This window comes from Dickeya sp. Secpp 1600 (assembly GCF_003049805.1).
Lineage (GTDB): Bacteria > Pseudomonadota > Gammaproteobacteria > Enterobacterales > Enterobacteriaceae > Dickeya > Dickeya fangzhongdai.
Genome location: NZ_CP023484.1, coordinates 4262027 through 4281586 on the forward strand (window position 1 = coordinate 4262027; position 19560 = coordinate 4281586).

Below are 19560 nucleotides of genomic sequence, written 5' to 3' on the forward strand. Positions count from 1 at the left end.
GTGCCCGGTCCAGCCCGTTGAGCATATCAGAGTTTGAATCGATTGTTAATTCGTTTACATAAAGGCAACATTTTATAAATACGGTGCCCTTTCAGAGGTATTACTGCGTTCAGAAGCATGAATCCGGACGTCCTGACTTCAGGCCAGCATAGCAGTTAGCGGCAAAATCAACCACCGGTTACCCCGCAGAAACGACAAGGAGAATAAAGAAAAACGCGCGTGCGTCGCTGGTGCCGGACGCGTTAGCGCACGTCCGGCGTTTGACGTCGTTACGACGGCTGGAAGTGATGGCGCAAAGCGTGCAACAGGGCGGGAAACGACGCCGACATATGGGACTGTTCGGCGTAAACATGCAGCGAAACCGTCAGCAGCGGCGTCGTCAGGCGCAGTTGCGTCGCCAGTTCCCGAATGCCATCCACCATACGCCGCTGGCCGCGGTGCTGGCGCAGCCAGCGTTGCCGCTCGTCAGGCAGCCGCTGCTCCCACGCTTCCAGCGATTGCTCGTGTTCCCCCACCGACAGCGCCAGGCTCACCGGCGTATTCAACGGCTGCGCATCTACGTGCTCGACAAACACGTGCTCGACAAACGCTTCGGCCTGCCGGGACAGATAGCCGCCGTTCCACCACACCGACGGGCTGGAGGCATAAAAATGCTGAAAACTGTCCGGCTGCTCAAGCAGCGTATCCACCGTGAATAACCCGCCGTAGGAGTGGCCGAACAGCGCCTGGCGCTGGCTGTCGATGTCGTAGCGTTGATGGATGAACGGTTTGAGTTCCTCCAGTAAAAAACGGCGAAAGCCGGCGGCATCCCCTTGTTCACCGGGGGGACGGAGCCCGCCCGCCGGGTCAGGTTCCGGAATCAGCCGTTCCACCGCCGGACGGTAGTCCCGGTCGCGTCGGGTCGGGCCGTCGTAATCCACCGCCACAATAACGCCCGGCGTCATGCCGCAACGCGGCTCGCGCATCGCCGTCAACAGCGATACCGCCGTGGCAAAGTAGCGCTCGCCGTCCAGCAGGTACATCACCGGCCAGCCCCGTTTGGGCGCCGGGCCGTCCGGCCAGGCGATCAACAGGCGGTAGTGCCCGCACGCCGCCGACGCAAACGTCTCGACCCGGGTGTTGGACAACTGGTACATATCGACATTCTCACTGATTAGTTACGGCATCGGCCGGCGTCAACGCGCCGGCCGTGTCACCGCTTATTGTCAGAAGTGGGTGTTGATGCTCATGTAGAAAGTTCTGCCAGACTCATTGTAGGTCGCCGCCCCGGCGCCGGCGATGTTAATCACGCTGCAACTGCCGTCGGACGCCACGGTACAACCGGCAGAGGCGTTACCGCGGCGGAACTGGCGTTTGTCGAACAGGTTGCTCACCCCGCCGGTCACGCTGACGTTCTTGGTGATGGCGTAAGTCGCGCTGGTTCCCACTACCGCGTACGGACTGAGTTCGTTCAGTTCGTCACCCGAGGCGGCAAGGCCGCGATAGTTGTATTTCTTCGGTTTCTGACGGCCGTACCAGGTCAACGTCGACTGCAACGACAGATCGTCGGTCGCCTGCCAGCTTAGCGTGGAGTTCAGCGTGAACTCCGGCGTCACCGACAGAATATCGCCGGTGCTCTTGTTCTTCGAACGCAGCATCCAGGTGATGTTGTTATTCCACTTGATGTTTTCCGATACCGGCACGTTCAGGGTGCCTTCCAGCCCCTCGACCACCGCGCGGGGAATGTTCTCCCAGCGGTAAACATTGGTTTTGCCGTTGGTGGTGGTCCCCACCGGCGTCAGCCCGGATTCAATCTTATTACGGTAATCGTTGCGGAAATACGTCACCCCGGCCTGATAGCCGTCGCGTTTGAACTCGATACCGATCTCTTTGTTGACGCTGGTTTCCGCCTTCAGTTCCTCGTTACCAATCAGATAGCAGTTATTGCTGGCGCCGTTGATCAGATAGCAGCCCTGCCCGCGGCTGTAGAGCAGATAGTTAGGGTTGACCTGATACAGGTTGGGCGCTTTGTAAGCCTGGGCGATGCCCATTTTCAGGGTGAAATCATCGCCCAGCCCCTGCGACAGGTTCAGACCGGGGCTGACCTTGCTGCCCGCCAGCGAGTGGTAATCAAAACGCAGCGCCGGAGTCAGCATGGTGCTTTGGGTCAGTTCGACGTTATCTTCGGCGAACAGCGAGAAAGTATGGGCCTTGATATCGCCGCTGCGGTTACTGCTGCCATAACCCGCAATCGTGCCGGTGGACGACATGTCATACGAGGTGGAGCCGGGGTCCGTCATTCGTTGATCCGACGCTTCGATGCCCAGGGTAGCAGTCTGGCTGAAGTACGCCTCAAACGGGATATTCACCTCGCTATGGGCAGTCAGGGTGCCCAGCTTGACGGTGGTGTAGTCGTCGGGGGAAGAGAAAATCCCCTCGGTGCCGCCCGCCAGCCCTTCGCTGATGCGGGTGTTATGGGTGCGCTCGTATTGCAGATAAGACGTGGAGCTCACGCCGCTGTCCCAGAAGCCGCGATGCGTCACGGCATAGGTCTGCCGGTACATGCGGTTAGTCTCTTTGCCGTAATTGCTGGCGACATAGCTGTTGGTGTTGGTGTTTTGGGTATCGCCGGCATAGATATTGCCCTGACGGCTGGAGCCGACTTCAAACTCCAGCGACTGCTGTTTGGTGATATCCCAGCGCAATACGCCGTTGATATCTTTGTTGCGCACCCCTTCGCGGCCAGACGGCACCGAATTGGCGTAGCTGCCGGTTCGCGCCGATTTATAAGGCTCGTTGATGTCGGCGGCGTCCGCCTGCGTTTTGTTGAGGTTGCCGTACAACCGCAGGCTCAGATTGTCGCTCAACCCGCCGGACAGGCTGAAATCGGTGCGTTTGGTGGCGCCTTCCGCTTTATGCACCGGCGCATTGAAATAGGTATTCCAGCTACCGTGCCACTCCTCGCTCGGTTGTTTGGTGATGATATTGATCACCCCGCCCATCGCGCCAGAGCCGTAGCGCGCCGCCGCCGGGCCGCGCAGCACTTCAATGCGCTCCACCATGTCGGACGGCACCCAGTTGGTATCGCCGCGGCTATCGCGTTCGCCGCGCCAGCCGTAGCGCACGGCATTGCGGCTGGAAATCGGCTTGCCGTCCACCAGAATCAGGGTATTATCCGGCCCCATGCCGCGGATATCGATCTGGCGGTTGTTGCCGCGCTGCCCGCTGGTGGAGTTGCCGGTCAGGTTAACCCCCGGTTGGGTGCGGATAATGTCGGACAGATCGTTGGCAGGAGGATGTTTGGCGATATCCTCGGCGGTAATCACCGATACCCCCGGCGCCTGACGCGTCTGCTCCGCCGCCGTCACTACCATCGTATCGCTCTGCGTCTGACCGGTATCGCCGGCCAAGGCGGTACTGGCTGATGTGGTATTAGCTGATGCCGTATTGGCCGCGGTTTTATTGGTCGCTGTTGTCGCAGAGGTTACTGTTGTCGCGGTAGTTGCTGTTGTCGCAGAGGTTACTGTGTCTGCCGCCCAGTTCAGGCTCGGGAAAGTCGCGCAACTTAACCCGATCAGCGTCGCCAGATAATGGCGTGGTCGTAGTGTTATCATCAAAGTCGCCCTGTATAAATTAAAGTCAGCAACGAAAGGTGCTACTGAGAAGTATTTGCATTACCATTCAGGCGCGATCATTGTTACATTTGTTGTTCGGGATGGGGTTTGTATAAACCGCAAATTGCTTTGCGAAAGCGGCAAAATGGCCTGAAATAACCAGACAGAGCAAGGGGAAATCATGCGTAATCATGTTCCGTCATCAGCATCCATTTATAAGAACCAGATTATGCAGATGTCCAGCCTGGTCTCCAACCATTACCGTTTCCTCGGCCCTCAGATGATTGATGAAACGCCGCTGCTGTTCGGCCATTTCAACGTCACGCCGCTGCACCGCGATTTGATTCTGCACACCGCCGACGTGATCAACCTGCATAGCATGCAAACCCAGACCACGCTGAACGGCGCGCTGAAGCTGGCGGTTGTCGTGAACGGCAACGCGCATATCAGCTATGGCGAACGGCGGCTGCATTTGGGCGAACGCCAGCCGGCCTCGCTGGTTTCGCTGACCGAACCCACGCTATTTAGCCGCTACGGCAAACGTGACGACTATGAGCGCACCGTTTCTCTGACCTTTAGCCGGGAATGGCTGTACGGCAACCTGATGGACAGCGTCGACGATTGGCAAGCCATCTATGATTTCACGCAGACTCACCTGGCCACTCATCGCTGGATGCCGTCGCGTCAGGCGCTGGCCGCCGCCTGGCAGATCCTTAACGCCGGCGACTGTCGGACGCCGCTGCAACGCCTGTATCTGGAAACCCAGTGCATGACGCTGATTATCGAAGCGTTCAGTTCGCTCACCGAGCAGGCGTCGATGAATAAACAGATGTCGGGACTGCCGCTGCGCCACCGCCAGCGGATGCAGCAGGTGAAGGAGATGCTGGAAAGCGGCGAGGCCGATCATCTTGCCATCGCCGATATCGCCAAAAGCGTCAATATGAGCGAAAGCTCGCTGCAACGCTATTTCCGCCAGACCTTTGATATGACGGTGTTTGAATACCTGCGCAACTGCCGCCTGCAGCGCGCGGTGCTGGCGATGCAGCGGGAAGGCGTCGGTATCGCCCAGGCCGCCAGCCTTGCCGGTTACACCAGCCCGGCCAATTTCGCCACCGCCCTGCGGCGCGTCTACGGACTAACGCCGGGGCAGTTGAAAAATCGCGTTTAGCATCTTCGACTGGCCACCCGACCCGCCCGGAAATGAAAAATCACTAGGCTTCGCGCGTCATTCGCGGCATTGTCTGTCATCATGTCCACCGCTCAATAACACGAACCAATATCGCCATGTCCGCCCATTCCAGCATCACCACCCAACTGGCGCGCCTGATCGTCGCCACCCAGCCGGATAACGCCGTCATCGACCTCGCCCGCGACGGGGTGACGGATTTTATCGCCTGCGCGCTGCCGGTCTGGCATGGCGCGGTAGCGGACAGCGGGCTCGCGCCATTGAAATCGGTCTATCCCGGCCACGACAGCCAGACCCGCAGCCTGCTGCTGGGCTACGCCGGTCACGCGCTGGATTTTGACGATTTCCATTCCGGCTTTCGCGGCCACCCCGGCACGGTTATCCTGCCGGCCCTGCTGGCGCTGGCCGGCGAGCAGCCGGCAATCACGGAAGAACGATTTCTCGTTGCCTATGTCATTGGCGTAGAAACCGCCGGTCGACTGGGGCTGGCCGCCGGCCCGCGCCATTACAGCCAGGGTTATCACAACACCGCTACGCTGGGCGCCGTCGCCGCGGCCGCGGCGATTTGTCGCCTGACAGGCGCCACGACCGACCAGACCGCCAATGCGCTGGGGCTGGCCGCCTCACAAGCCGCCGGGCTGCGCGCGCAATTCGGCTCCGCCATGAAACCGCTGCACGCCGGGCTGGCGGCGCGGGCCGGGTTAAGCGCCGCCCAGTTGGCATTGGCCGGGTTCCACGGCAACCACGATACCGTGCTGGAGGCGTTTCTCGCGGCTCATGGCGACGGTCAGCATCACAGCGACGCGTTGATAACCGATTGGGGCAAACCGTGGCGCCTTGTTGCTCCCGGGCTGACCTTCAAGCGCTACCCTACCTGCGGCGGCACCCACAGCGCAGCGGAAGCGGCGTTTATCCTGCGGGAACAATACCGGCAAGAACAGGGGTTGCAGGCACAAGGATTGCCAAAACAAGGACTGCAACGCCCCGGACAACCCTCAGACGACGTGTCCGCCGCCGTTGATCGCATCACGGTGACGTTTCCGCCGGGCGGTGACGCCGCGCCGTTTATCCGGCAGGCCGCTACCGGCGTCGAAGGACGATTCAGCCTCGAATACGTGATTGCCGCCGCGCTGCTGGAAGGCGAGCTGCGATTGGATCGTTTTACCGAAGGCCCGGTCGATCCCCGCATTGCCGCACTGGCTGACAAGGTATCGCGTCAGGCAGACCCCAGCGCCCCGCCGGATGAGCAGAATCCCGACGCCCGTTTTCACGACGTCAGTCTGTGGTTGAAAGACGGCTCGCGTCTTAACGCCAGAGTCACCTGGCGGCAAACCGCGGCCGTAAAAACCGATGTCGCCGCCAAACTGCGTCAGACGTTGAGCCTGCTGCCGCAGTTACCGGCCGACAACGTGCTCCAGCATTGTCAGTTGCGTACGCCCGGCTCACTGGCGGCACTGGTTCGGCTGCTGTCATAACAGCCGCCGGTACCTCGCCGCGATGCCACCAGGCTAGCGCGCCGCATTTCCCGGCGGCGATGCCAGCCAGCGATCCAGCCACTGGAACACCGCTTCCTGCTGCTCCTGATAGAACACATGGCCCAATTCGGGCCAGATACGGGTTTCCAGCCGCTCGTCGGCATGTTGCGACTGCCACACCTGATGCATACGGTCGTACGCCGCCTGCACCGCCTGCTGCGGGAACAAAGTGTCTTTGCCGCCGTTGAAGAACAGCATCGGCCGCGGCGCGGCAATACTGGCGACATCCGGGAAATCAAGACGGGCCGGCAGCCCCGGATGCAACATGTAGAAAGAAGACTGACCGCGCAGCACGTTGTTGCCCGGCACCATCAATCCGTCATAGGTGCCGATCCAGGAAATGGCCGCCGTCGCGGCGGCCTTATCCGACAACGCCGCCAGTTGCCAGGCGCGGTAAGCGCCCATAGAGAACCCCACCACCCCGACCCGCTTCGGGTCGACCGAACGCAGCGAAGCCAGAAAATCCAGCGAACGCATGTCTTCATACGCCAGCGAGCCCGCCAGCGAGCGCCCCAGATTGAAGAAATTACTGGCCAGCGCCTGCTGCTGTTCGTACTTGAGCGGCCCGCGATCGCCCCACCCCAGCGCATCCACCGCCAGCACCACATAGCCCCGTTTTGTCAGTTCATCGCCGACAAACCGACCGGTGAAGTAACGGTCAGCCCAGGCGTTAGCGGAGGCTAAACGGGTGTCGTCGCCCCACGGCCGGATCATTTTTTCCTTACCGATATCGAATTTCGCGCCGTGATCATGCAGCAGCAACACCGCCGGATGCGGCCCCGGCGTTTTCGGCGTCAGCAGTAATCCGGGCACCCGGCTTTCATCGGTAAGGTTGAAGGCAACCTTCTGCGCCACATACGTGTCGCGATCCTGACTGTCGACAACCTGCGGCTCAAAAGCGCGGTGGGAATCCGGCGTCAGCAGCAGCGAGCGCACCACCTGGCGGGCATGTTGCCGCCATTCGCCGAAATGCGCATAACGCCCGGACAGCCACGAGTCGGGATAGGTCAGTTGCTGTTTCAGTTGCGGGTAGAACGTGGGCAGCGCGTCATCGGTTACCGACGCCGTTGTATAGGAATGATCATTTGCCATAAGCGGGGCGCTCGCCAGACAGCACATCAGAACACAGAGGGTACGACGTAATCCGCGTCTTTTCATTATTATTCTCCAAAAATAAAACATCGTTTCTTTTCGGTGATTTGGATTGTAAATGAAGCAGATAACTCTGGCAGGAAGAGATCGGAATTCTGGGAGGCAGGTAAAAAAAAATCCGGCAACATGTGCCGGATAGACATTGAAATGGCAAGAAGCATCGCGCCCCGCCGCTATCGCGACGGGGAAACGGATTATTTCTTCTTCGCTTTCGGGTTCGGCAGGTCGGTGATGCTGCCTTCGAACACTTCAGCGGCCAGACCCACGGATTCGTGCAGGGTCGGGTGTGCATGGATCGTCAGTGCGATATCTTCCGCATCGCAACCCATCTCGATCGCCAGGCCGATTTCACCCAGCAGCTCGCCGCCGTTGGTGCCGACAATCGCGCCACCGATCACACGGTGCGTTTCTTTGTCGAAAATCAGCTTGGTCATACCGTCGGAGCAATCAGAGGCAATCGCACGGCCGGATGCCGCCCACGGGAATACCGCGGTTTCATAGCTGATGCCTTTTTCCTTCGCTTCTTTCTCGGTCAGACCGACCCAAGCCACTTCCGGCTCGGTGTAAGCGATGGACGGGATCACCTTCGGATCGAAGTAGTGTTTCTTGCCCGCGATGACTTCAGCCGCCACGTGGCCTTCGTGCACGCCTTTGTGCGCCAGCATCGGCTGACCGACGATGTCGCCGATAGCATAGATGTGCGGCACGTTGGTGCGCATCTGCTTGTCGACACGGATGAAGCCGCGATCGTCAACTTCCACGCCAGCCTGGCCGGCATCCAGCAGTTTGCCGTTCGGTACGCGGCCGATAGCAACCAGCACCGCGTCATAACGCTGAGGTTCAGCCGGCGCTTTCTTGCCTTCCATCGACACGTAGATACCGTCTTCTTTGGCTTCTACCGCGGTCACTTTGGTTTCCAGCATCAGGTTGAATTTCTTGCTGATGCGTTTGGTGAAGACTTTAACGATGTCTTTATCGGCAGCCGGGATCACCTGGTCGAACATTTCAACCACGTCGATCTGAGAGCCCAGCGCATGATACACGGTGCCCATTTCCAGACCGATGATACCGCCGCCCATTACCAGCAGACGTCCGGGAACGCTCTTCAACTCCAGCGCATCGGTGGAATCCCATACGCGCGCGTCGTCATGCGGAATGAACGGCAACTGAATCGGACGAGAACCGGCCGCGATGATAGCGTTGTCGAAGTTCACCGTGGTGCTGCCGTTTTCGCCTTCCACCACCAGGGTGTTCGGGCCGGTGAATTTACCAAAGCCGTTGACCACTTTGACTTTACGGCCTTTGGCCATACCAGCCAGACCGCCGGTCAGCTGATTGATGACTTTTTCTTTCCAGGTACGAATCTTATCAATATCGGTCTGCGGTTCGCCGAACACGATGCCGTGCTCAGCCAGCGCTTTGGCTTCTTCGATAACTTTCGCAACGTGCAGCAGTGCTTTGGAAGGGATACAGCCTACGTTCAGACATACGCCGCCCAGCGTGGAGTAGCGCTCGACCAGCACGGTGTCCAGACCCAAGTCTGCACAACGGAACGCCGCGGAGTAACCTGCGGGGCCCGCGCCAAGTACCACCACCTGAGCTTTAATTTCAGTACTCATCATGACCTCTTAATTAATTTCCGGCGGGTCTGTGACGTCATTATTGTGAGTCTTAACGCCCTCTTCCACCGGGACGTGTCTTTGCCGCGGTAGTTTACAAAATCGTTAACAATTTTGAAACAACAAGCGACTAACGATTTGTCCTTAATCACTGATAGCTGCAACAAATAACAGCTTATCAGAAAAAAGCCGGCCGTCAGGCCGGCTTTTCGATTACATCACCAGACGGCGGATGTCAGACAACGTATTGTTGATGATGGTAATGAAGCGTGCACCATCAGCACCGTCAATGACACGGTGGTCGAAGGACAGAGAGATCGGCATCATCAGACGCGGAGTGAACTCTTTACCATTCCAGACCGGTTCCATCGCGGACTTGGACACACCCAGGATAGCCACTTCCGGCGCGTTGACGATCGGCGCGAAGTGAGTGGTACCGAGGCCGCCGATGCTGGAGATGGTGAAGCATCCGCCCTGCATTTCACCTGCGGTCAGCTTACCGTCACGGGCTTTCTTGGAGATAACCGTCAGTTCACGAGACAGCTCGACGATGCCTTTCTTGTTCACGTCTTTGAACACCGGAACCACCAGACCATTCGGCGTATCAACCGCCACACCGATGTTGATGTATTTCTTCAGCGTCAGACGTTGAGCATCTTCAGACAGCGAACTGTTGAAACGCGGCATCTGCTCAAGCGCAGCGGCAACAGCTTTCATGATGAACACAACCGGAGTGAACTTCACGTCCAGTTTGCGCTTCTCAGCTTCTGCGTTCTGCTGTTTGCGGAACGCTTCCAGATCGGTGATGTCGGTTTTGTCGAAGTGCGTAACGTGCGGGATCATGACCCAGTTACGGCTCAGGTTCGCGCCAGAAATCTTCTGGATACGGCCCAGTTCCACTTCTTCGACTTCGCCAAACTTGCTGAAATCGACTTTCGGCCACGGCAACAGACCCGGCAGAGAACCACCGGTAGCGCCAGCCGCCGGTGCGGACTCAGCACGTTTCACCGCTTCTTTCACGTAAGCCTGAACGTCTTCGCGCAGGATACGACCTTTACGGCCGGTACCTTTGACTTTCGCCAGATTGACGCCGAACTCACGCGCCAGACGACGGATAACCGGAGTAGCGTGAATGTAAGCGTCGTTCTCGGCGAACTCGCCTTTGCTGTCGGCTTTCGCAGCAGCAGGAGCGGCGGTCGGCGCGCTGGCAGCCGGTGCCGGTGCGGCAGCGGCCGGAGCAGCGGCAGCAGGAGCGGCGCCTTCTACTTCGAACACCATGATCAGCGTACCGGTTTTCACCTTGCTGCCGGTGCTGACCTTGATTTCTTTGACGGTGCCCGCGAACGGCGCCGGCACTTCCATGGAAGCCTTGTCGCCTTCCACGGTGATCAGCGACTGCTCGGCAGCCACTTTATCGCCGACTTTCACCAGCACTTCGGTCACTTCGACTTCATCGCCGCCGATATCCGGCACGTTGACGTCTTTAGCGCCGCTGCTCACTGCCGGAGCAGCCGCCGGGGCGCTGGCAGCCGGAGCCGGGGCAGCGGCAGGCGCAGCGCCGGCCACCTCAAACACCATGATCAGCGAACCGGTTTTCACCTTGTCGCCGGTCTTGATGCGAATTTCTTTCACCGTACCGGCGAACGGCGCCGGGACTTCCATCGAGGCTTTATCGCCTTCCACGGTGATCAGCGACTGTTCTGCCGCCACGGTGTCGCCGACTTTTACCATCACGTCGGTCACTTCAACTTCGTCACCGCCGATGTCCGGCACTTCGACTTCTTTGGCTGCGCTGGCGGCGGCCGGAGCCGCGGCAGGTGCTGGCGCAGCAGCAGCCGGAGCCGGTGCGGCAGCCGCCGCACCTTCTGCTTCAAAGACCATGATCAGTTTGCCGGTTGCGACCTTGTCACCCACCGCTACTTTAATCTCTTTAACCACACCGGCTTGCGGTGAGGGCACTTCCATGGACGCTTTGTCGCCTTCAACGGTAATCAGCGACTGCTCGGCTTCCACTTTGTCACCCACTTTGACCAGCACTTCGGTGACTTCAACTTCATCTGCACCGATATCCGGTACGTTGATTTCGATAGCCATTACTCTTTCCCTCTTATGCTACGCGCGGGTTAACTTTTTCAGGGTCGATGTTGAATTTCTTGATGGCTTCAGCCACCACGGATTTTTCAACTTCACCGCGTTTAGCCAGTTCGCCCAGCGCAGCCACGACCACGTAGGACGCGTCCACTTCGAAGTGGTGACGCAGGTTCTCACGGCTGTCGGAACGACCGAAGCCATCGGTGCCCAGTACGCGATAATCGCTGGCCGGAACGTAGGTGCGAACCTGCTCGGCAAACAGTTTCATGTAGTCGGTAGACGCGACCGCCGGTGCATCGTTCATCACCTGAGCGATGTACGGTACGCGCGGAGCTTCGGTCGGGTGCAGCATGTTCCAACGTTCGCAGTCCTGACCGTCGCGGGCCAGTTCCGTGAAGGAGGTAACGCTGTACACATCGGAACCGATGCCGTAATCCTTCGCCAGAATCTGCGAGGCTTCGCGCACGTGACGCAGGATAGAACCGGAACCCAGCAACTGAACTTTGCCTTTGCTGCCCGCCACGGTTTCCAGCTTGTAGATACCTTTGCGGATGCCTTCTTCGGCGCCCTGCGGCATAGCCGGCATGTGGTAGTTTTCGTTCAGCGTCGTGATGTAGTAGTAAACGTTTTCCTGCGCTTCGCCATACATACGGACCAGACCGTCATGCATGATTACCGCAACTTCGTAAGCGAAAGCCGGGTCGTAGGAAATACAGTTCGGGATGGTCAGCGACTGAATGTGGCTATGACCGTCTTCATGCTGCAGACCTTCGCCGTTCAGCGTGGTACGACCGGAGGTCCCGCCGATCAGGAAGCCGCGCGCCTGCTGGTCGCCCGCTGCCCAGCACAGGTCGCCGATACGCTGGAACCCGAACATGGAGTAGTAAATGTAGAACGGGATCATCGGCAGGTTATTGGTGCTGTAAGACGTTGCCGCCGCCAGCCAGGAAGCGCCTGCGCCCAGTTCGTTGATGCCTTCCTGCAGGATCTGACCTTTCTGGTCTTCCTTGTAGTAAGCAACCAGTTCACGGTCCTGCGGGGTGTACTGCTGGCCGTTCGGGCTGTAGATACCGATCTGGCGGAATAGACCTTCCATACCGAAGGTACGCGCTTCGTCGGCGATGATCGGAACCAAACGGTCTTTGATCGACTGGTTCTTCAGCATCACGTTCAGAGCACGAACAAACGCGATGGTGGTAGAGATTTCTTTGGTCTGCTCTTCCAGCAGAGGACCGAAATCTTCCAGCGTCGGCAGATCCAGTTTTTCATCAAACTTCGGCTGACGGGACGGCAGGTAGCCTTCCAGCGCCTGACGACGTTCGTGCAGGTATTTGTACTCTTCGGAATCTTTGTTGAAGGTAATGAACGGCAGGTTTTCGATATCGGCGTCAGACACCGGCACATTGAAACGGTCACGGAAGTAGCGCACGCCGTCCATGTTGATTTTCTTGACCTGGTGAGCAATGTTCTTGCCTTCGGCTGCATCGCCCATACCGTAACCTTTGATGGTATGAGCCAGGATAACCACCGGCTTGCCTTTGGTTTCCTGCGCTTTTTTCAGTGCAGCGAAGACTTTCTTCGGATCGTGGCCGCCACGGTTGAGCGCCCAAATCTGATCGTCGGTCCAGTCTTTGACCAGTGCGGCGGTTTCCGGGTATTTGCCGAAGAAGTGCTCACGCACGTAAGCGCCGTTTTTGGATTTGAAGGTCTGGTAGTCGCCGTCAACGGTTTCGTTCATCAGTTGAATCAGCTTACCACTGGTGTCTTTACGCAGCAGTTCGTCCCAACGACCACCCCAGATAACCTTGATTACTTCCCAGCCTGCGCCACCGAAGATGCCTTCCAGCTCGTTGATGATCTTGCCGTTACCGGTGACCGGACCATCCAGACGCTGCAGGTTACAGTTGATGACGAATACCAGGTTGTCCAGTTTTTCGCGGGTCGCGATGGTGATGGCGCCTTTGGATTCCGGCTCATCCATTTCACCGTCGCCCAGGAAAGCGTAAACCGTTTGTTTCGTGGTGTCTTTCAGACCACGATTATTAAGATACTTCAGGAACTTAGCCTGATAGATGGCATTGATTGGACCCAACCCCATTGATACGGTCGGGAACTGCCAGAATTCCGGCATCAGCTTCGGATGCGGATAGGAGGACAAGCCGTTACCGTGAACTTCCTGACGGAAATTGTTCATCTGATCTTCGGTCAGACGACCTTCCAGGAACGCACGCGCGTAAACCCCTGGAGAAATATGTCCCTGGAAGAACACCAAATCACCGCCATCCTGTGCGTTACGGGCACGGAAGAAATGGTTGAAGCACACTTCATAGAAGGTGGCGGAAGACTGGAAAGACGCCATGTGACCGCCCAGCTCCAGATCCTTTTTAGATGCACGCAGAACTGTCATGATCGCGTTCCAACGGATGGTGGAACGAATACGGCTTTCCAGATCAAGGTTACCCGGATATGCGGGCTCATCTTCAACCGCGATGGTGTTAACGTAGTTGCTGCCAGCGCTGCCCGCAGCCACTTTCACACCACCTTTGCGTGCTTCGGACAGTACCTGATCAATCAGGAACTGAGCGCGCTCAACACCTTCTTCACGGATAACCGATTCGATCGCCTGCAGCCAGTCACGCGTTTCGATCGGATCCACGTCATTGTTCAAACGTTCTGACATGGTGTATTCCTTATCTGTTTCTAATCAGTGGATTTGTCTGGAGCCTGTCTTCCTGCGTTCTGTTCCTGCCGGAGAAAGCGCAGGAAGACAGGCCCTTCGTCTTGTTACCGCACACGACCGCCACCTGGCGGTCTAATCCTTGCGTTGCTGGAGCCGGCGCAACGAGCGTTCCCGCCGACTATGTTCCCGGTTAAGTTCCAGCAGTACTTCCTCAATAAATGCCAGATGGCGATGTGATGCTTCGCGCGCCTTTTCCGGCTCGCGGGCGACAATCGCCTCAAAAATCCTGGCACGATGGCTACTCACCTGCGTCAGGACTTCACGACTCAGATAAAGCAACTCAAAATTCTGTCTGACGTTCTGTTCGAGCATCGGTCCCATACAGCGTAACAGGTGCAACAGCACGACGTTATGCGTGGCCTCGGTCACCGCCACCTGATAGTGCATGACGGCCTCGGACTCCCCTTCCAGATCACTGGCTTCGCGCGCGGTTTCAATCTGGGCATGGCAATCGCGGATGCGCTGCAGATCTTCTTCAGTGCCGCGTAACGCCGCGTAGTAAGCAGCTATCCCTTCAAGGGCATGACGGGTTTCGAGGAGGTCGAACTGAGATTCGGGGTGATTACTCAACAGTTCCGCCAGCGGATCGCTAACGCTCTGCCAGAGGTTGTTCTGCACAAAGGTGCCACCGCCCTGACGGCGCAACAGCAAACCTTTAGCTTCCAACCGTTGAATCGCCTCGCGCAGCGAGGGACGGGAAACATCAAACTGTTTTGCCAGTTCGCGTTCCGGCGGCAGTTTCTCACCAGGGCGCAAGGTTCCCTCAAGGATCAGAAACTCCAGTTGCTGTTCAATCACATCTGACAGTTTGGGCTGACGGATCTTGCTGTAGGCCATGTAGATTCTTCCCGGCGAAAAAGCGCGGAGTCAATTGGTAATACCAATTTTAAAAACGTGACGCACAAAGTAACAAAGTATTCACCTTCTGTCCATACGGACGTTGTGCGAAATCACCAATCACCTCACTTTTTAACAAATGCCCATAATCTTGCGGCAAAAGCACGAATCGGTCAGTGGTATGACCATTCTTGAAGCCCGGACGTTTTAACTTTTTTGAAACCCTAATCAGGCAAAGCTGAACCGTTCAACCCGCAACATTTTGCATTTTTATGCGAAATAAAAGAATAAAAAATCAAAACGATGATGACCTGTCATCGTCTTATTCAGCAATATCCCTAACATATCGCAACTGTATGACATGGATAAGGCAACCTCGCCGGTTCCTGTCCTCGCCACGATAAAATAGCAACCTCATACCGTACAGATGACGGTGATCATGACATCACACTTTTATGTCGTATCTCGCAAGAAATCAGTGCAATTCTCTGCGCGTATCACTATTCTCTGACGCGCGATAGCGTTGGCGGCGATTTAGGTTTGTCAGCGTCGTAAATATAAAATTACACATACGTAAAAAGACAAACACCAGCCCGCGCCACACCGTCGGTGAACGGTTTGTCTTTTCATCGGCAGAGGGTAAAAGTATGCAAGATCAACAAGACGGTACGCTGCAACGCGGCCTCAAAAACCGTCACATACAGTTGATTGCTCTGGGGGGTGCGGTCGGTACCGGGCTGTTTCTTGGTATCGCGCAAACGATCAAGATGGCCGGGCCGTCCGTCCTGCTGGGGTATGCAATCGGCGGTCTGATCGCGTTTTTCATCATGCGCCAGTTGGGCGAAATGGTGGTGGAAGAGCCGGTTGCCGGGTCGTTCAGCCACTTTGCCTATAAATACTGGGGTAACTTCGCGGGTTTCGCTTCTGGCTGGAACTACTGGGTGCTCTATGTGCTGGTGGCGATGGCGGAACTGAGCGCCGTCGGCATCTACGTTCAATACTGGTGGCCGGACATTCCCACCTGGGTTTCCGCCGCGGTGTTCTTTGTGCTGATTAACGCCATTAACCTCGCCAATGTGAAAATGTACGGCGAACTGGAGTTCTGGTTTGCGATTATCAAGGTAGTGGCGATTGTCGGCATGATCGCGTTCGGCGGTTGGCTGCTGGTGAGCGGTCATGGCGGACCGGAAGCCACCATCACCAATCTCTGGGCGCAAGGCGGTTTCTTCCCCAACGGTGTCGTCGGTCTGGTTATGGCGATGGCGGTGATTATGTTCTCTTTCGGCGGGCTGGAACTGGTGGGTATTACCGCCGCAGAAGCGGACAAACCGGAAGAAAGCATTCCCCGTGCCACCAACCAGGTTATTTATCGCATCCTGATTTTCTATATCGGTTCACTGACCGTTCTGCTGTCGCTCTATCCGTGGGGTAAAGTGGTGGAAGGCGGTAGTCCGTTCGTGATGATTTTCCATGCGCTGAATAGTGAGCTGGTCGCCAATATCCTGAATATCGTGGTGCTGACGGCGGCGCTGTCGGTTTACAACAGCTGCGTCTACTGCAACAGCCGCATGCTGTACGGTTTGGCTAAACAGGGGAACGGCCCGCAATCGCTGCTGAAAGTCGACCGTCGCGGCGTGCCGGTGGTGGCGATTGGTATTTCTGCGCTGGCAACCGCGCTGTGTGTGCTGATCAACTATGTGTTGCCCGGCAAAGCGTTTGAACTGCTGATGGCGTTGGTGGTGTCCGCGCTGGTCATCAACTGGGCGATGATCAGTCTGGCGCACCTGAAATTCCGCGCCAGTAAAGAGCGCGAAGGGGTACAGACCCGCTTCAAAGCGCTGTGGTTCCCGTTCGGCAACTACCTGTGCCTGGCTTTTATGGCCGGCATCCTGGTGATCATGTATCTGACGCCGGGAATCCAGATCTCCGTCTTGCTGATCCCGGTCTGGCTGGCAGTGCTGGGCATCGGTTATCGTTTCAAAAAGCGTCGCTAATCCGCGACGCAACTATCATGGCCGCGTCGGCGGCCATGATGTTTTCATCTCGCCTCGCGTTATACCAACGTACCGTAAATAGTCAGCAACGCTACGACGACAACCAGCACCAGCGTTACCTTCTTCGCCAGCGACACCGCCGCCCTCGGGGTGGAAATCGGATCGCTATGCGTCTCCCGCTCCAGTGAAAATTGCGCCAGTTGCGTCAGTACCCAGTATTGGGAGGAACGCACGTCCGTCATGGCGGCAAACCAGGCCGGCAGCGCCTTCTCGCCATGCCCCAACAGCGCATAAGCCGCGCCGGCCAACCGCACCGGGATCCAGTCCAGCCAATGCAATAAAGTATCGACGCCGGAATTTGCCCGCTCCAGCGGCGTGTGATGCCGGGCCAGGCAGCACTGACGTGCGCGCAACACCGCGTAACCGACCAACGCCACCGGGCCATAAGGGCCGGCAGCCACAAACCAGAACAACGGCGCCAGATAAAAGCGGAAATTCAGCCACAGCAACGCGTTCTGCAATTCCCTTAGCCGTTCACGTTCGCTGGCATCCAGCGGCAGGCCGTGAATCAGCGCCAGTTCCTCAGCCATTTCCCGGCAGGCATTCGCTTCGCCACGCTGGGCGGCCTGAATATAACGATGATAGTGCTGCCGCGTTTCCCCGGCGCCGATGCACAGCAACCCAACCGCAATCCATAAGAGCAACAGCGGCAAGCCAAACAGCCATCCGCTAAGCAGCCACTGCGCCGCCAGCACTATCGCCATTCCAACGATCGTCAGCAGCAAGGTCTGTACCAGCGATGGCGCGGAAAGATGACGGAACACCCGTTCCAGATGGTGATCCAGTTGCCAATGGTCGCCACGTTTAAACAACCGCTCCCACCCCAGAACCAGCAATAGGCTAAACAACGTCATCAGTGGTTACTCCCCTTGTTCCGGCTGTGTCTGCCATAACCGTTGATACCGCGCCCAGTCGAACATGGGACCGGGGTCGGCCTTGCGTCCCGGCGCGATATCGCTATGTCCGGTAATGTGTGCTGGCGTAATGCCATAGGTTGCGCTCAACAGACGGGTCACTTCCGCCAGCCGGGCATACTGTTCCGTGGTAAACGGCAGCGTATCGGTGCCTTCCAGTTCAATGCCGATGGCGAAATCGTTACAACGCTCCCGCCCTTCAAACTGCGACACCCCGGCATGCCAGGCTCGCTGACCGAACGCCACGTACTGTACGATTTCGCCGTCGCGGCGGATCAGGCAGTGCGCCGACACTCGCAGATGGCATATCGAGGCAAAATAGGGGTGTTCTCCCCCATCCAGCGTACCGGTAAATAGTTGATCGATATAAGGCCCGCCGAATTCACCCGGAGGCAGGCTGATGTTGTGAATCACCAGCAGAGAAGGCGACTCTCCTTCCGGACGGTCGTCCTGATGCGGCGACAGAACGCGCCTGACGTCTGTTAGCCAGCCATGTTCCACTTTCATCAACGCTCCTTTAATCTGACCTGCCATTCAGCAAACTCTCGTCGCCCATCCAGCCTGTTTATATCCGGTCCAATCCGGACAAGGCGTTACGTAATCTAACCGACTGATCGCGCTCATCATGCGACCATCTTACCGCATCCATCATGTTCCTGACGTGTTAAAAAAACCATTCCGGCTCATCCGCCGACACCATGTCAGGATACGCACACAAATCATGATGTTCTTCTCTTCTTCTGGTATGCTGCGCCCCTTCTTTCCGACAGGCACCCGACGTGCGCGCCATAACAGGCAAACGTTTTCGTCACTGCGCATCGCCGGAAAGTTTTTCAGCACTTATGTTTCACAGTTTTGTTATCACGGTCCGAATCGCTATCCGCTGACCCGGCATGCATGCCAGGCGGCCGACAACGGTTCAGGCAATACAGAGAATCGCCATGAAAAAAATCCTTGCCGCCTGTGCAATCAGCACACTGTCATACAGTTTACCCACCCTTGCCGAGGGGAATTCCCCGCAATATCTCTCCGACTGGTGGCACCAGAGCGTCAATGTGGTGGGCAGCTATCACACCCGTTTCGGACCTCAGTTAAACAATGATTTGTATCTGGAATATGAAGCTTTCGCCCATAAGGACTGGTTTGATTTCTATGGCTATGTCGACGTGCCGAAAGTTTTTGGCGCCGGCAACACGCCAGATCGCGGCATATGGGATAAAGGCTCTCCGCTGTTCATGGAGATCGAACCACGCTTTTCCATTGATAAGCTGACCAACACCCAACTGGGCTTCGGGCCGTTCAAAGAGTGGTACGTCGCCAACAACATTATTTACGATCAAGGGCAAAATAACGACTCACGCCAGAGCACCTGGTACGTAGGTCTGGGAACCGATATCAATACCGGAACAGACCTGTCGCTGTCCGCCAATATCTATGCCAAGTACCAGTGGCAGAACTACGGCGCGCCGAATGAAGATCGCTGGGATGGCTACCGCTTCAAAATCAAATACTTCTACCCGATTACCTCATTGTGGGGCGGCAAGCTGACTTATATCGGCTTCACCAACTTCGACTTCGGTTCCGATCTGGCTAATAACGCCGGCCCGTCCCGCACCAGCAATGCGATTGCCTCCAGCCATATTCTGGCGCTGAATTATGATCACTGGCACTACTCGGTAGTCGCCCGTTACTTCCATAATGGCGGCCAGTGGGCCGATGGCACCGAGCTGGATTTCGGCCGTGGTCCGTTTAATGTCCGCTCCACTGGATGGGGCTATTATCTGGTGGCCGGTTACAACTTCTGATCCTCCACCATTGCGTATCCCGGTCACGGCCGGG

General features: G+C 57.3%; 13 protein-coding genes. 4 read left to right on the plus strand and 9 right to left on the minus strand.

The genetic code is table 11. The annotated features are described in order from the left end of the window. Positions 1–269: 269 nt before the first annotated feature. Positions 270–1136 carry an alpha/beta hydrolase gene (locus CPA59_RS18985; protein WP_038920205.1) on the minus strand — a complete coding sequence of 289 codons (867 nt, stop codon included), beginning with the start codon at positions 1134–1136 and terminating at the stop codon, positions 270–272. Positions 1137–1205: 69 nt separating this feature from the next. Then, positions 1206–3593, minus strand: coding sequence for a TonB-dependent siderophore receptor (locus CPA59_RS18990; RefSeq protein ID WP_159077960.1), 2388 nt, complete (start codon positions 3591–3593; stop codon positions 1206–1208). Positions 3594–3774: 181 nt separating this feature from the next. Between CPA59_RS18990 and CPA59_RS18995 the strand changes: the two genes are divergently transcribed. Continuing rightward, the gene (locus CPA59_RS18995; RefSeq protein ID WP_038920207.1) at positions 3775–4761 is read left to right on the plus strand and encodes an AraC family transcriptional regulator; all 987 of its coding nucleotides are present in this window, start codon (positions 3775–3777) and stop codon (positions 4759–4761) included. A gap of 116 nt (positions 4762–4877) precedes the next feature. Further along, positions 4878–6254: an MmgE/PrpD family protein gene (locus CPA59_RS19000; RefSeq protein WP_107760435.1), complete on the plus strand. Its 1377-nt coding sequence runs from the start codon at positions 4878–4880 to the stop codon at positions 6252–6254. 33 nt (positions 6255–6287) lie between these two features. On the opposite strand, the gene CPA59_RS19005 is transcribed toward CPA59_RS19000, so the two are convergent. The 5 genes from CPA59_RS19005 to pdhR form a co-directional block, all read right to left on the minus strand. Next, on the minus strand, positions 6288–7472 hold the full coding sequence (locus CPA59_RS19005) for an alpha/beta fold hydrolase (RefSeq protein WP_107760437.1): 1185 nt from the start codon (positions 7470–7472) through the stop codon (positions 6288–6290). Between the two features lie 188 nt (positions 7473–7660). After that, complete coding sequence (gene lpdA, locus CPA59_RS19010) at positions 7661–9085, minus strand: dihydrolipoyl dehydrogenase (RefSeq protein WP_038669278.1); 1425 nt, start codon at positions 9083–9085, stop codon at positions 7661–7663. Positions 9086–9298: 213 nt separating this feature from the next. Next, on the minus strand, positions 9299–11179 hold the full coding sequence (aceF, locus tag CPA59_RS19015) for a pyruvate dehydrogenase complex dihydrolipoyllysine-residue acetyltransferase (protein WP_038920211.1): 1881 nt from the start codon (positions 11177–11179) through the stop codon (positions 9299–9301). Positions 11180–11192: 13 nt separating this feature from the next. Then, the gene (gene aceE, locus CPA59_RS19020; protein WP_038665768.1) at positions 11193–13856 is read right to left on the minus strand and encodes a pyruvate dehydrogenase (acetyl-transferring), homodimeric type; all 2664 of its coding nucleotides are present in this window, start codon (positions 13854–13856) and stop codon (positions 11193–11195) included. 132 nt (positions 13857–13988) lie between these two features. Beyond that, on the minus strand, positions 13989–14753 hold the full coding sequence (pdhR, locus tag CPA59_RS19025) for a pyruvate dehydrogenase complex transcriptional repressor PdhR (protein WP_038665766.1): 765 nt from the start codon (positions 14751–14753) through the stop codon (positions 13989–13991). Positions 14754–15400: 647 nt separating this feature from the next. Between pdhR and CPA59_RS19030 the strand changes: the two genes are divergently transcribed. Further along, on the plus strand, positions 15401–16747 hold the full coding sequence (locus CPA59_RS19030) for an amino acid permease (RefSeq protein WP_038665763.1): 1347 nt from the start codon (positions 15401–15403) through the stop codon (positions 16745–16747). Positions 16748–16806: 59 nt separating this feature from the next. Here the strand turns inward: CPA59_RS19030 and ampE are convergent, their stop codons facing one another. Together ampE and ampD are read right to left on the minus strand one after the other, a co-directional pair. Then, positions 16807–17661, minus strand: a complete 855-nt coding sequence (gene ampE / locus CPA59_RS19035; RefSeq protein WP_049853539.1) for a beta-lactamase regulator AmpE — start codon at positions 17659–17661, stop codon at positions 16807–16809. 6 nt (positions 17662–17667) lie between these two features. Beyond that, positions 17668–18228, minus strand: coding sequence for a 1,6-anhydro-N-acetylmuramyl-L-alanine amidase AmpD (gene ampD / locus CPA59_RS19040; RefSeq protein ID WP_107760439.1), 561 nt, complete (start codon positions 18226–18228; stop codon positions 17668–17670). A 434-nt stretch (positions 18229–18662) separates the two neighbouring features. Here ampD and CPA59_RS19045 point away from each other — a divergent pair, with 434 nt between their 5' ends. After that, the gene (locus CPA59_RS19045) at positions 18663–19526 is read left to right on the plus strand and encodes a nucleoside-specific channel-forming protein Tsx (protein WP_049853541.1); all 864 of its coding nucleotides are present in this window, start codon (positions 18663–18665) and stop codon (positions 19524–19526) included. Positions 19527–19560: the final 34 nt, after the last annotated feature.